The following is a 13124-nucleotide window of genomic DNA, read 5'->3' on the forward strand; positions in this document are numbered from 1 at the left end:
CCACAGAGGGCCCGACAGAGATGTCGGGCCCTCTGGTCGTGTGAGCTCAGCCCTCCTGCGGGTCGTCCCCCGCCTGATCCGGCGCGTCCGCGTCCGTGCCCGCGGCGTGGACGCCGTCGGGCCGGATGAGCTCGCGGACCTCGGCCATGAAGCTCGTGAGGTGCTGCTGCTGCCACCGCAGCTGACGCGTCTGGTCCTCCGCGTCGCGGAGCACCGCGGTGGTGTGGCCGATCACGGTGTCGACGATCTTCTGCGCCTTGATGCGGGAGCGGTCGAGGGTGTCACGGGCGCGCACCTGGGCGTCCGCTTCGATCTGGGATGCCTGGGCGCGCATGAGCCGTTCATAGTCGTCGGCCTTTGCCGAGATGCGCTGCGCGTGGTCGAGTGATGAGGCGACCTGCTCATTGGCGTCGGCGGTGATCCGCTCGGCGTGGGCGACCGCCTGGTTGTGCAGCACGAGGAACTCCTGCTGTGCGTCGTCCTGGCGGCGCGTGAGGGTCTCCTCGAACTCCAGCACGCGGGCGTTCATCTCGCGCAGGTCGCGCTCCGCGTCGGCGCGGAGCTGCGCGGTCTCCCGGGTCACCATGGCGCGAAGCGCCGCCGCGCCCTTCTCGGCCTCGGTGCGCACCGCGGCGGCTTCCTGCTCGGCCTGTGCCACCTTCTCGGCGGCGTGGGCGGACTCGCGCTGGATGCGGGCCTCGTGTGCGGCGAACTCGGTGTCCATGCGCAGTCGCACCTGGTCGGCGTCGTGCTGGGCCTGCGCGGTGATGCGCGCCACGTCGGCGTCGAGCTCGGCCCGCTGCGAGGCGACCTCCTCACGGGCCGACTCCAGCATGCGCTCCGCAAGACCGGTGGCGTTCTGCACCAGTACGTTGGCCTGCTCCTCGGCGACCTTCAGTACCGCCTCGAACTGCTGGCGGGTCTGCGGCTCGTCGGCGCCGTCGGGTCCTTCGACGAGCTGCGTGCTCAGCGCCGCGATCTGCTGCTCCGCGTCGGCGGCGTGGGCGCGGGTGGCGGCCAGCTCCGCGCCGAGTCGTTCGAGCGCCTGCTCGTTCTCGGCACGCAGGGTGTCGATCGTGTCGTTCTGCTCGGTGCGCAGCTGCTCGAGCTCGGCCCGGTACCGCTCGTCGAGCTCGGCCACCTCGGCGGCGCTCCGCTGCACGCGTGCCGTCAGCTCGGCGACGGCCGCGTCCACTTCCTGCTTGTCGTATCCGCGGAAGCCGATCGTGAACGACGGCTGATCGGGCTGCGGCTCGCGCCCGGCGGACTGCATCAACCGGTCGAACGGGGACCCGTTCCGCTCGTCGTCGGCAGGGGATGCGGTGGTCGAATCGCTCATCCATCCAGTGTGCCGCACCCCGCGATGTGTCCGCCGTGAACGATCGGCTACGAGAGTTCGACGGTCTCGTTCTCGCTGCCGGCGCTGGGCTTGCCCCGCAGCAGCGCCACCGCGCGCACGATCACGCCGCCGGGGCTGTGCCAGTACTCGGCGCCGACCGCACTGAACTTCAGCAGGCCCACGGCGGGGTTGTCGATGCCGTCGGGGAACCAGGCCTCAAGCGCCGGATTCCACACTTCTTCAAGCTTCGCGCGATCCTCCACGAATCGGGCGATGCCGGAGAGTGATACCCAGGCGGAGTTCGAGCTGAGGGAGATGCCCGCCTCGGCGTCCCGCGCGAGGTTCGCGGCGGCCGTCGACTCCTTCGACAGCACGAACCACAGATCGCCGTCGAACTCGGTCTCCTGCACGGTCAGCGGGTGGGCCACGAGGCTGCCGTCGGATTCGACGGTGGTCAGCATCGCGAAGCGGAAGTCCTTCATGAGGCGGACAAGGGTTTCGCGGTTGTCATCAGTCATGACGGCAGGCTCGCAGGTCACCCGGGAACGGAGGAAGCGGTTGCGAGCTGCGGACGCAACAGGGTAGTGCGTCGTCGCCGGGGGAAGGGACGGCGCCTGCTCCCGCATGCCGAGCACACTGGGGTGCATGGTCGCTCTCGCTGTGCTCCTCATCATCGTCGGCATCGTGCTGCTGCTGCTCGGCGTCTTCGTCCAGGCGGTGAAGTTCCTGCTCTGGGTGGGGATCATCATCCTCGTGATCGGGCTCATCGCAGCACTCATGCGCTTCATCCGCCGCCAGACATAAGCACCTCGTGCCCCCGGCGGCACGGCAGAATCGTGCACATGAGCGCGATACCCGAGCTGACCCAGACGCCAGAGCCGCAATACGTCATGTCGGCGGACGGGCATCGCATCGCCACCTACTCCTGGGGTGACGACGCCGACCCCACGGTCGTCCTCGTGCACGGCTTCGCCTCGAGCACGCGCGACAACTGGGTGAACACCGGGTGGGTGCGTGATCTGCAGCGTGCCGGATACCGGGTGCTGGCGATCGATCAGCGTGGGCATGGCCGCAGCGACAAACCGCACGACCCGCGGGATTATGCGATGCCGATCCTTGTCGCCGATGTCGAGGCGGTGCTCGACACCTATCTGATCGACACCGCCTCTTACGTCGGGTATTCGCTCGGCGCGCGGGTGGGGTGGGAGGTCGCGCAGGTGGAACAGGAACGTCTGACCCGGGTCGTCCTCGGGGGTGTGCCCGACGGGGTCCCCCTCAGCCGGCTGGACCTCGGCCAGGCGCGGGCGTTCGTCGAGGACGGGGTGCCGGTGGCGGACCGGGTGACACAGAACTACGTGCAGCTGATCGAGCGGGTCGGCGGCAATGATCTACGGGCGCTGCTCGCGATCGCCGAGGGCCTCCGCAGCTCGGGTGTCGCCGATCCCGATCCGGAGTACGCTCCGCGGCAGCCGATCCTCTTCGCGACCGGATCCCTCGACGCGATCATCGAGGGTTCCCGGGCGCTCGCCGCGGCCTGCCCGCAGGGCAGGTTCCTCGAGATCCCCGGCCGGCACCACTTCAACGCGCCGGGATCCCGGGTGTTCCGCGAGACGGCGCTGGAGTTCCTCGCCGCGGGGTGAGTGCGACCCTCAGACGTCGACGACGATGCGGATGAGGGCGCCGTCCAGTGTGATGAGGGCGACCGTGTACTCCGCAATCCGGATGCCGTCCTTCGCTCGCAGCAGCACGAGAACGGCCACGGGTTCGTCGACGTACCGCTCGGTCACACTGACCTGCGCGTGCTTGTCGGCGAGGAGGTCGGAGACCCAGGTGAGCACATCGTCGACACCGCTGTAGGACGACTGGTCGAACGAGGACGCCTGGACGCGGGGGTGCAGCAGCGGCCGCATCGAGGCCATGTCCCCGGTCCGGATGGCCGACTCGAAGGCATCCGCGATCTGCGTAGCGGTCATGCCCACTGGTCGATCCGCAGGATGCGTGCCGCTGCGTGAGCGGTGCGGTGGGATCCGATTCCAGGCATGAGTCTCAGGTTCTTCGATGCGTGCGAGGCCGACGGATGCCGGCGCCGTACCGCCGATCCCAGATCGGCACCTCCGCAGAAAACGTCCCACGGGTGCTTCGGAAGAATAGCAAAACTATAGGTGTCTCTATAACACCGTTCGGGTGCCGCGGGGCGACCACGGTCAGAGACTGGCGCCCGACGAGAGGGTGCGGAGCCACTTCAGCAGCAGCGCCGACTCCGCTGTGGGCAGCGCTGGGGGGTCGAGTTCGAGAGCACTGGTGAGCGCGGCGGCGTGTGTCGCCACCTCGCTGCCCGCGGCGGCGGGCCGGACGGTCTCCGCTCGGCGGATGCCGACGTACGTGGCGTCGCGGAGCGTGGTCGACAGGGCCGGATCGGGCGAGGACGCGGCGATGAGGTGCAGCACCATCCCGGTGATGGTGGCGAGGATGCGTTCGGTGGCCTGCTCCGCGGTGACGCTCAGCAGTCCACTGGCGGCGGCCTGCGTGGTGAAGCGGCGCACCTGCTGCCAGGCGAGGTCGGCGCCCGGGCTGCGACGGCCAGGCGCTACCCGGCCGTACATCAGCACGTAGAAGGAGGGGTTCGCCACACCGAACGCGACGTGCGCATCCCATGCTGCCTCGAGCCGATGGAACTGATCCGCCGCGAGCGTCCGGGTCGCCTCGTCGATCTGCTCGGTGAGGCGCTCGAATCCCGCCTCGGTGACCGCATCCACAAGCCCCCGCTTGTTCTCGAAGAAGTGGTAGAGCGTGGGCAGCTGCACTCCGGCACGGGTGCAGATCTCGCGGACCGAGACATTCTGGTCCGCATCCGCGCTGATGAGGTCGGCCGCAGCATCCAGCAACCGCTGTCGAGAACTTTCGGAATACGCCGGCAACAGAGCCCCCCTCTCGGTGCAGCATTGTGTCACGGCGCTTCCGGCTCATCTGCGTTGTCCCCAGGCGGGTCAGATCCCGGCCGCCTCGTCAAGCCATGCGTTCCCGAGCGTCCCGGATCGTAGGGTCGGCGCATGGGAACAACGGATGCAGACACGACAGGGATGAGCGACGACGAGAAGCGTCACGACCAGCTGACGGCGGCGCCGAACGCGACCGAGGACGATGCTCGGCCGCGCATCGAGGTCACCGAGCACGACGGGGTAACCCGCATCGACATCGCGGACGACGCCCCGGTGCGCCCGGGGGATCCGACGCAGGACCCGGGCGCGTAGCCGTCAGGCGCTGGCGAGCAGGCGCTCGGTCTCGTCGCCCACCAGGCGGACATCCCGCGGGTTCAGGCGCAGCGGCGTGCCGGTGTCGACGAGGGTGTCGAGGTCGATCCAGAAGACGCTGGGGCTGCGAGTCGACTCGAAATAGTAGGTGCGGTTCGTGAGATCCGCGGCGGAGTGCCACCAGGTGGGGTAGACGCTGCCGTCGGTGTACGGGGCGCCGTAGGGGACAGAGACGTTCTGGATCAGCTGGAACACGCCCGCGACGGCCTGCTCGACGTTCTCCGGCTCCGGCAGGTATTTCAGGAAGTACGAGGCGCGCACGAAACGGTCGAGCGAGGCGATGTCGCCCGGCAGGCTCTCGTTGCCGCCGAAGCCCCTGTATCGGGCGCGGTTGGCCAGCTGCTGGTCGAGCGAGGGCGAGTTGCTCATGACGGTGTATTCCGGGCCGTGGTGCACCACGAGGCGTCCGCCGATCGGTTCGATGATCGCCGCATCGCCGGAGGGGTCTTCGATGGCCATGTGGCCGCCCATGTGCTGACCGCGGATGCGGGGCGCCGCGATCCGCACCCGTTCGAGGTCGGCGATCGCCTCCGCCACCGTGGCGTAGGCGTCGAGGATGTACTGCGCCCACTGGATGTGGGCGACGGCGGGCCGGTCGTCCTCCGGGGCGAACACCGCTTCATCCGCGTCGAGGTAGCGCGTGTGGGCGGCGAGACCCTTCTCGTTCAGGCCGTCGATCGTGCCCTGGCCCCACATCGTCACGCCGACGCTCGCATATCGGCTCGTCCAGGTGTGCGCGTGCGCCACGTGGTCGGTCGGTGCGGCGGATGCGGCATCCGTCGCGCCCAGGGGGTCGCCGGTGTGCTCCTCGCCGCGCGGGAAGAACCGGAGCTCGGGGTCGTCGTTGATGGCCCAGTCGAGGCAGCGGCTCACTGTCTTGGCGACGGTGTTGTCATTCCAGAAGATGCGGGTGCACACGCGAGCGAGCCTACGGGGAGCGCGGTAACCTCGCGCGCATGACCGTGCGGCTGCTCCTCCTGTCCGACACCCATGTCCCGGCGCGCGCCCGGGTGCTGCCGGCCGCCGTGCTGGCGGCGGCCGATGCGGCGGATCTCATCGTCCACGCGGGTGACTGGGTCACCGCATCCGTCCTTGACGAGCTGCAGACGCACGGGGATGTGCTCGGGGTATGGGGCAACAACGATGGCGACGACCTACGAGGGCGGCTGCCGGAGATCGCGCGCCGGGACATCGAGGGGGTGCGACTCGCGGTGATCCACGAAACCGGTACCGCGACGGGGCGGGAGGCGCGGATGGATCGCGCTTTCCCCGACGACGACGTGCTCGTCTTCGGTCACAGCCACATTCCCTGGGACACGACGACGCCGAGGGGCTTGCGCCTCCTCAACCCCGGGTCGCCCACCGACCGGCGGCGTCAGCCGCGGCACACGATGATGACGGCCGTGATCGACGATGCCGCGCTGCGAGAGGTGACCCTCGTCGAGCTGTGACGGCGTCGAGGGTAAGACATCCCCGGTACCGGTGCAAGGCCCCGCGCCCCGCGGGGAGCGCCGCGTTCACTGGATGCGGGCGGCGTTCGCTGCCCGATCCCGTGACGAAGGAGGCCTCATGGCTCAGGTGATCAAGACCGTCGACGTCGATGTGCCGGTGTCGACGGCGTACAACCAGTGGACCCAGTTCGAATCGTTCCCGCAGTTCCTGGACGACGTCGAGTCGATCACCCAGGTCGGGGACACCCGCACTCATTGGACCGTGACCATCGCTGGTCAGACGCGTGAGTTCGACGCCGAGATCACCGAGCAGCACCCGGACGAGCGGGTCGCATGGAACAGTGTCGGCGGCGAGGAGAACCATGCGGGCGTCGTGACGTTCCACAAGCTCACCGACACCGCCACCCGCGTGACGGTCCAGCTCGACTGGGAGCCGCGCGGCGCGCTGGAGAAACTGGGCGCCGTCGTCGGCGTCGACGACCACGCCGTAGAGAAGAACCTCCAGAACTTCAAGCGGTTCATCGAGGCCCGCGGCGCCGAGACCGGCGCGTGGCGCGGCGACGTCGAGAACTAACCCCCAAGAGACAAGAGGAGCACGACATGAGCGGATCCACCCCCGACAAGCCCAGCCAGGCCGAAGGTGCCGTGGGCGACGACGACCTGAGCGCCGAGGACGTCGAGCCGGAGCCCGACGCAGAGTCCGGCACGATCGGCGACTCCATCGGCTGACCTCGATCACGCCGGCCGTGCGCGCACCACGTGCGCATCGGTCGAGATGGTGCACAGGACGACGCCCCGCTCCGATGAGGAACGGGGCGTCGTGCCGTGCGGGTCGTCGAGCGGCGGCTCGTCGGGATGGGGTGCTGTGGGCTCTCCGGGGATGCTCATGGGTTCAGCCTCCCGACGGGTTGTCGAGCGGGCGGCCGTTCTCGTCCGTGGTGACATCGGCCGCGTCGGGGGAGCCGCCCGAGGCCGTGTCGGCCTCCTCGTCCTCGCCCGGCGTGCCCTGGGTGTTGTGGATGTCCTTCGAGGTGTCCATCCTCCGAGTACACGCGACCCGGGCGCGGGGCGCGAGGCCTTGACAGGCGTCAGTGGGTGATCACCGCGGCGAGCGCGAGGGCCATGACGCCGGCCGCCAGCAGGATGACACCCACGTACAGCGACCAGTGGATGCCCTGACGCGGGATGCGGGGACGCGAGCGGCGTCGCCGGTGACTCCGGCTGCCGGTACTCCGCGAAGTGCTCATACCGGGAACGATAGGTGGCGGCCGTTGCCCGGGGGTTTCCGGGATGGGCACGGCGGATGACGTTTGGCCATGAACGCCGCCCTGCCCCGGCGTAGGCTCGAGGGGATGAGCGCGAGCAGCAAGCATTCCGAGGACGGCATCAACTTCCACACGCGCAAGTGGGTGAAGCCGGAGGATCTCAACGCCAACGGCACGCTGTTCGGTGGCAGCCTGCTGCGCTGGATCGACGAGGAAGCCGCGATCTACGCCATCATCCAGCTGGGCAACTACCGCGTGGTCACCAAGCTCATCTCGGAGATCAATTTCGAGGCGTCCGCGCTGCAGGGCGACCTCATCGAGATGGGCTTGACGGCCACGAACTTCGGCCGGACCTCGCTGACGATGCGTGCCGTGGTGCGCAACATGATCACGCGCAAGCGGATCCTCACGATCGAGCGGATCGTGTTCGTGAGCGTCGACGAGAACGGGGTGCCGACGCCGCACGGCTACACGGACATCACCTACGACCGCGACCGGATGCCGCGCGAGCACCCGGGGACGGACACCATCCGCCTGCCCTAGGTCCGCGCGTCTCCGATGGGCCCGGCGATCAACGACCCGAACGGCGTTCCACGGCGACGCGGAGCAGCCCTTCCGCCTCCTCCAGGGCGCGACCGGCGCGCCGTGGTCCTCGAAAGGCTTCGCTGGCGGTTACGACCTCATGTCGCATCGGGTCGTGGAGCGCGTGCGTCAGGCGACTCAGTGCTCGAGGTGCTGGAGGAAGCCACGCGATAGGAGGGAGCGCCACCGTCGGCCGGACTCGCGCTCGGACCGGATCCACGTGTTTCCCCCCGTATCGCCGCGGAGGGGATAGATTCGCACCCACGCACCGAGGTCAGGGTCGACGCGGGATGGAGGACGGATGCGAGGCAGAAGTGTCGTCGACCGCCTTTCGAATGCGACGCCCGCCCACCGGCGGTGGGGCATCGTGGCGCTCCTCGTGGTCGTTCTGCTGCTCGCCCTCCTCCTGGCTTTCCTCCGCGTGGAGGGTCACCTCACCTCACCCTGGTGGCCCGCCACGGCGGTCGCGGCGCTCGCGTTCTACCTCGCCCGTGGACTCGGCGAGCGGACGCTCGTGCTCATCGGCGTGTTCCTGTTCGGGGCGGTCGCGAACTATGTCGGCGGTACCGAGGTGGCCGTCGTGCTCGTCTTCAGCCTCGCCAGCGCGGCGGAGACCGCGGTCATCGGGTCCCTCCTTCCCCGGCCGCATCCCCCGGGGACGTTCGGCGTACGCACCGCCGTGAGGATCCTGCTGGCGAGCTTCCTCGGATCGGCGCTGGCCGGTTTGGTCGGAGGCGCCGTCGCCGCGTCCGTGGGGAACAGCGATCCGCTCCTCCTCGGATACAGTGCGTTTGCATCGCACTGGAGTGCGGCGGCACTGATCCTCCCGTTCGCGTTCCTGTCCGCACAGTTCTATACGACCCGGCGTGCTGCCGAACTCGCGGGCGAGGCGGTAGTCGGTCTCCTCGTCGTCGGCGTCATGTTCCTGCCCGAGCAGCGGTTCGCGCTGACGTTCGCCATCTTCCCGGTGCTTATGTGGCTGGTCTTGCGCTTCCCGACGGGGATCGTCATGGCTCAGGTGGGGGTGATCTCCGCCGCGAGCGCGATCGCGCTGGAACTCAGCGCCGCGTTCGATGGGGTGGCGCCCCTCACGTGGACCCCGTACATCCAGACGTATTGGATCGCGATCACCTCGACCTGCCTGATCTTCAGCGGGTTGCGCAACGATCAGGCGGAAGCCGACCTGCAGTTGCGTGCCAGGAACGACCTGCTGCGGGGCAGCATCGTCGACGCGCACGCCGGGTTCCTCTGCCTCGCCCCGTCGTCGCAGTATCCGGGACGCTACGAGGTGATGGATTCGAACGCGCAGGCGCGCGCGCTCCTCGATGATCACCTGGACGACGGCGACGTACCGCTGCATCTCCGGGAGACCAGCGACCTGATGCCGGTCGTGGAGGCGGCGCTCGCCGACACGCTGGACCACCAGTCCTCGCTGCGGGCGGCGAGCGGGAACACGGTCGCCGTGCGGTCCCGGCGCGTGCACAACGCGCGGATCGGTGACCTCGCGATCGTCGAGGTGATCGACGTCACCCAACGACTCGAAGATGAGGAGAGCTGGGAGCGGACGCTCCTCATGGAGCGGGCGAGCAAGCGACAGCTGAAGGAATTGGATCGGCAGAAGGAGGTCTTCATCGGCGCCGTCAACCACGAGCTGCGCTCTCCGGTGACGAATATCCTCGGTCACGCGGACCTTCTCGTCCAGGAAGACCTGCCGGAGGGGGCTAGGTGGCGGGCCGAGGTCATCGTCCGCAACGCCGAACGGCTGGCGACACTGATCAGTGATGTGATCGCCACCACGCGGATGGCGGGGGCACTGCCCGAGCCGGTGCTTCGGCCGGTGGATCTCGGCCGGCTGGTGCGGGATGCGGTCGAGGACATCTCGCCGAACGCCCGCGCCCTGCACGTCGCGGTCCACGTGCTTCCGACCGCATCCGTCGGTGTGGTGACGGGCGAGCTCGATGTGCAGCAGATCGTGGAGAACCTGCTCGGCAACGCGGTGAAGTTCGCGACGCCGGTCAGCATGGTCCATGTCGCCGTCCGTGAGGTGGAGGGGCGGGCGGTCGTCGAGATCGCGAACCTCGGGCATCCGCTCACCCGCGAGGAGCAGAGCCGGGTCTTCGATCGCTTCTATCGCACACCGCAGGCGGTCGCGGATGCGACGCCGGGCAGCGGGGTCGGACTCGGCATCGCCCGCGTGCTCGCGCACCGCGTCGGGGCGGACCTGACGCTCGAATCGAACGAGACCGGCATCACCGTGGTGCGCCTGCGGTTCCCGCGGGCCACCTGAGCGGTCTTCCGGTGCTGGCGGGATTCTCAGTCGGCGCGGGTGCCGCACCCGCTACGATAGGACGAACCGCCGAGCACTGTGGTAGGTAGGACAGAGGACGCCGGGAGCCCGCCCGGAAACCGATCGTCTGGGGGATGGTGCGATGCGCGACACACGTTGGTGCCCGCTGCGTGGCCGCCGTCCGCGGGACGGAGGTCGCGGATGATCTTCGAGCTGATTCGAGACCATGCGCTGCTTGTCTTCGTGCTGGGTCTCGGCATCGTGCTGGTGGCGCTCGCCGTCGGCATCCGCTTCGTTCCCGCAGTGGCTGAGCGTCGTCGGGCGCAGCAGGAGCGGAAGCGGATGCGTCAGCAGGCGATCATCAACTTCCACCGTGGCTACGCGGAGATGGCTATCGCCGCGGGCGCGGCAGAGCCTGTGAACGCCGTGGCGGTGGCGATCGGGGACCCCGTGAAGGACGCTCAGCCGGTGGTGATCGAGGAGCCCACGGCCGTGGGCACACCGGTCCTCGAGGTCGAGTCCGCCGACCGCCCGGTCAGCGACGAACTCACCGACCCGGCCGATTTCCCGGTCGCGTCCGCCATGGCCGCGACGGATCCTGCTCCGGATGCTGACGGAGCTGCCGTCGTCGACCACGAGCTCGCGGGCGCCATGCTCACGGACGCGGGACCCACGGACGAGGCGCCCACTGAGGCGGTACTCATGGACGAAGTACCCACGGGCGCTGTACCCGTCGGCGCGATACCCATGGACGCTGTGTCTGTGGACGATGTGCGTATGGACGAGGTGCCTGTGGACGATGTGCGTATGGACGATGTCCCCGTCGACGCTGTACAGGTCGAGGCGGCGCGCGAGGTCACGCCGGCTCCGGCCCACGACGTCACGGTGCCGGCCCGGTGGACGAGCGCGGCCGCCACGGAACCCCCGCCCGGATATACGCCGCTCGAGATGCCCGAGCTGTGGGAGCCGTCCGCGGCGGATGGGGGCGCGTTCGACGAGTACGCCGATCCGTTCGATGAGCCGCAGTGGACCCAGGAACCGTCCCGTGCCGCAACCGTCGCACCCGTCCACGCTCCGGAGGCACCGCACGCCGCGTCCGAGGTCGACGTGTCGGATCTCTGGGAAGATCCCTCGAACGTGGAGATCAGGATCATCCCGTCACCGGCGGCCGTGGAGCAGTTCGGCACGGTCCCGCGGGAGCCGGTGCCCCCCGTGCCCGTCGCCCCGGTGAACTGGCACGCGCCCGCGGCGTGGTCGACGGACCCCGCCGCGTACCCGAGTGGCCCGCACCCGGTGTGGCCGGCCGCCGCGGCGCCGGTACCCGCAGCGCCTGCACCCGCAGCGCCCGCGTACGCGGCGCCCGTGGCGCTCGGGGTGCACCGCGTGCCTGACCCGACCCCCACCGCGGTGCCCGTTCCACGGACCCTCGCCGACCTTCGTACGGGGGCGCTGGGCAGCCGGACGTTTGACTCGCCGCAGCAGCTCGCCGTCGCCGCGGTGCTGGAGGGCGGCTACAGCGTCGGCGTGATCGCGCGCCTCTTCCGGGTGCCGGGCTGGCGCGTCGAGGAGTGGATCCGCTCGGCCCAGACTGCCCCGCAGCCGCCGCGCCACTATGGCACGGCCGGTCACCGCGCCGGCCGCTGACCCCGCACACCGCGCACGTGGTCCACTCGTTGAGTCGTCGGGGGCTGATGGCCGTTGCGGCACTGGCGGTGCTCGCCGGGTTCGTCGACGGGTTCGGGTACGTCTATCTGGGTGGCTACTTCGTGTCGTTCATGAGCGGCAACACCACCCGCGTGGGCGTGGGCGTCGCCGCGACCGACTTGGCGACGGCAGGGTTCGGGATGCTGCTGATCGTCGCGTTCATCGCGGGGGTGATGGGCGGTACCGCGCTCGCGCGTCCCGCTGGGCGCCACACCTCCACCCTCGTGCTGAGTCTCGTCGCCGTCGCGCTCGCCGCAGGTGCGGTGCTGGCCGCGCTCGGGGCGACCCCGGCGGCCGCCGCCGCGCTCGCCGTCGCCATGGGCGCGGTCAACACGACGTTCTCGGGCGGAAACGAGGTCTCGTTCGGCATCACCTACATGACCGGGGCGCTCGTGAAGATCGGCCAGGGCATCGTGAACGCCCTGCGCGGCGGGAGCCGCACGGCGTGGCTGCGCTACGTCGTGCTCTGGGTATCGATCCTCGCCGGTGCGGTGATCGGTGCGTTCGCACAGCGGACGATCGGCGAGGGGGCGCTGTGGCTCGCCGCAGCGTGGGTCGCGGTCGTGGCGACCGCGCTGCACGTCGTGGCTGCTCGGCGCTGAGCGGAGCGGGTCAGCGCGGGCTTACTCCGTGCCGATGGACTTGTCGGCGCGCTCCCGCGCCTTCGCGATCTGCTCGGCGTACTTCCCTGCGCTGAGCTTGTCCGCTCCACCCGCCGCCCCGTCGAGGAGCTTGTCGCTGATCTGCTCGGCCCGCTCGCTCTTCAGCGCCGCGTCGATCTTGTCCTGGTTCTGGGTGTACAGGGCCTTGCCCTTGGTCACGAAGTCTTCGAGTCCCATGTCGTCTCCTTGTCGTCGTGGCGCTGAGTCGGCGCATCCCAGACATTGTGGCGGCGGGCAACGCTCGCGATGTAGGGCTTGCCAAGGCGGGGGAGGCCGGTCCCGCTACGCTCGCAGCATGACCGATGAGACTCCGGATGCGGTGACCCCCGGCGTCTACGAGCACTTCCGCGGTGCGCGGTACGAGGTGATCGGCACCGGCCGGCACAGCGAGACCGAGGAGTGGCACGTCTTCTACCGGCAGCTGTACGGCGACCGCGGCTTCTGGGTGCGTCCGCTGCGGATGTTCACCGAGGAGGTCGATCGCGACGGCGCTCGCGGCCCGCGTTTCCGTCGGGTGGAGTGA

General features: G+C 69.5%; 20 protein-coding genes. 11 read left to right on the forward strand and 9 right to left on the reverse strand.

All coding sequences use genetic code 11. From position 1 onward, the window contains the following. Positions 1-46: 46 nt before the first annotated feature. Positions 47-1339: a cell division initiation protein gene (locus NT132_RS03860; protein ID WP_297785047.1), complete on the reverse strand. Its 1293-nt coding sequence runs from the start codon at positions 1337-1339 to the stop codon at positions 47-49. 47 nt (positions 1340-1386) lie between these two features. Further along, entirely contained in the window at positions 1387-1857 is a 471-nt protein-coding gene (locus tag NT132_RS03865) for a pyridoxamine 5'-phosphate oxidase family protein (RefSeq protein ID WP_297785050.1), read from the reverse strand. Positions 1858-1984: 127 nt separating this feature from the next. On the opposite strand from NT132_RS03865, the gene NT132_RS03870 reads away from it, so the two are divergent. Both NT132_RS03870 and NT132_RS03875 read left to right on the forward strand, forming a co-directional pair. Further along, entirely contained in the window at positions 1985-2143 is a 159-nt protein-coding gene (locus NT132_RS03870) for a hypothetical protein (RefSeq protein WP_297785052.1), read from the forward strand. A 38-nt stretch (positions 2144-2181) separates the two neighbouring features. Further along, a complete protein-coding gene (locus NT132_RS03875; protein WP_297785055.1) occupies positions 2182-2979 on the forward strand; it encodes an alpha/beta hydrolase in 798 nt (265 codons plus the stop codon). Between the two features lie 9 nt (positions 2980-2988). Here NT132_RS03875 and NT132_RS03880 read toward each other — a convergent pair whose 3' ends face one another. After that, positions 2989-3312 carry a hypothetical protein gene (locus NT132_RS03880; protein WP_297785057.1) on the reverse strand — a complete coding sequence of 108 codons (324 nt, stop codon included), beginning with the start codon at positions 3310-3312 and terminating at the stop codon, positions 2989-2991. Positions 3313-3543: 231 nt separating this feature from the next. Then, a complete protein-coding gene (locus NT132_RS03885; RefSeq protein ID WP_297785060.1) occupies positions 3544-4224 on the reverse strand; it encodes a TetR/AcrR family transcriptional regulator in 681 nt (226 codons plus the stop codon). A 195-nt stretch (positions 4225-4419) separates the two neighbouring features. Between NT132_RS03885 and NT132_RS03890 the strand changes: the two genes are divergently transcribed. Continuing rightward, on the forward strand, positions 4420-4590 hold the full coding sequence (locus tag NT132_RS03890) for a hypothetical protein (RefSeq protein WP_297785064.1): 171 nt from the start codon (positions 4420-4422) through the stop codon (positions 4588-4590). A gap of 3 nt (positions 4591-4593) precedes the next feature. On the opposite strand, the gene NT132_RS03895 is transcribed toward NT132_RS03890, so the two are convergent. Beyond that, on the reverse strand, positions 4594-5568 hold the full coding sequence (locus NT132_RS03895) for a linear amide C-N hydrolase (RefSeq protein ID WP_297785067.1): 975 nt from the start codon (positions 5566-5568) through the stop codon (positions 4594-4596). 38 nt (positions 5569-5606) lie between these two features. Between NT132_RS03895 and NT132_RS03900 the strand changes: the two genes are divergently transcribed. From NT132_RS03900 to NT132_RS03910, 3 genes are all read left to right on the forward strand, one after another. Continuing rightward, positions 5607-6101, forward strand: a complete 495-nt coding sequence (locus tag NT132_RS03900; protein WP_297785070.1) for a metallophosphoesterase family protein — start codon at positions 5607-5609, stop codon at positions 6099-6101. Between the two features lie 118 nt (positions 6102-6219). Next, the gene (locus NT132_RS03905; RefSeq protein WP_297785072.1) at positions 6220-6675 is read left to right on the forward strand and encodes an SRPBCC family protein; all 456 of its coding nucleotides are present in this window, start codon (positions 6220-6222) and stop codon (positions 6673-6675) included. A gap of 26 nt (positions 6676-6701) precedes the next feature. After that, positions 6702-6830: a hypothetical protein gene (locus NT132_RS03910; RefSeq protein WP_297785075.1), complete on the forward strand. Its 129-nt coding sequence runs from the start codon at positions 6702-6704 to the stop codon at positions 6828-6830. Positions 6831-6836: 6 nt separating this feature from the next. Here the strand turns inward: NT132_RS03910 and NT132_RS03915 are convergent, their stop codons facing one another. Genes NT132_RS03915 through NT132_RS03925 form a run of 3 tightly spaced genes read right to left on the reverse strand, consistent with a single transcriptional unit; the run spans position 6837 to position 7348 of the window. Continuing rightward, a complete protein-coding gene (locus NT132_RS03915) occupies positions 6837-6989 on the reverse strand; it encodes a hypothetical protein (RefSeq protein ID WP_297785078.1) in 153 nt (50 codons plus the stop codon). A gap of 4 nt (positions 6990-6993) precedes the next feature. After that, positions 6994-7140: a hypothetical protein gene (locus NT132_RS03920; protein ID WP_297785081.1), complete on the reverse strand. Its 147-nt coding sequence runs from the start codon at positions 7138-7140 to the stop codon at positions 6994-6996. Between the two features lie 49 nt (positions 7141-7189). Beyond that, a complete protein-coding gene (locus NT132_RS03925; protein ID WP_297785085.1) occupies positions 7190-7348 on the reverse strand; it encodes a hypothetical protein in 159 nt (52 codons plus the stop codon). 105 nt (positions 7349-7453) lie between these two features. On the opposite strand from NT132_RS03925, the gene NT132_RS03930 reads away from it, so the two are divergent. From NT132_RS03930 to NT132_RS03945, 4 genes are all read left to right on the forward strand, one after another. Further along, entirely contained in the window at positions 7454-7909 is a 456-nt protein-coding gene (locus NT132_RS03930) for a hotdog domain-containing protein (protein WP_297785089.1), read from the forward strand. A gap of 340 nt (positions 7910-8249) precedes the next feature. After that, positions 8250-10235, forward strand: coding sequence for an ATP-binding protein (locus NT132_RS03935; RefSeq protein WP_297785092.1), 1986 nt, complete (start codon positions 8250-8252; stop codon positions 10233-10235). Between the two features lie 201 nt (positions 10236-10436). Then, positions 10437-11879: a hypothetical protein gene (locus NT132_RS03940; RefSeq protein ID WP_297785095.1), complete on the forward strand. Its 1443-nt coding sequence runs from the start codon at positions 10437-10439 to the stop codon at positions 11877-11879. 47 nt (positions 11880-11926) lie between these two features. Beyond that, entirely contained in the window at positions 11927-12541 is a 615-nt protein-coding gene (locus NT132_RS03945) for a DUF1275 family protein (RefSeq protein WP_297785098.1), read from the forward strand. Between the two features lie 21 nt (positions 12542-12562). On the opposite strand, the gene NT132_RS03950 is transcribed toward NT132_RS03945, so the two are convergent. Continuing rightward, entirely contained in the window at positions 12563-12778 is a 216-nt protein-coding gene (locus NT132_RS03950) for a hypothetical protein (RefSeq protein WP_297785101.1), read from the reverse strand. 118 nt (positions 12779-12896) lie between these two features. Between NT132_RS03950 and NT132_RS03955 the strand changes: the two genes are divergently transcribed. Further along, a complete protein-coding gene (locus tag NT132_RS03955) occupies positions 12897-13124 on the forward strand; it encodes a DUF1653 domain-containing protein (RefSeq protein ID WP_297785104.1) in 228 nt (75 codons plus the stop codon).

Source organism: Microbacterium sp., from assembly GCF_026393345.1.
Taxonomy (GTDB): Bacteria; Actinomycetota; Actinomycetes; order Actinomycetales; family Microbacteriaceae; genus Microbacterium.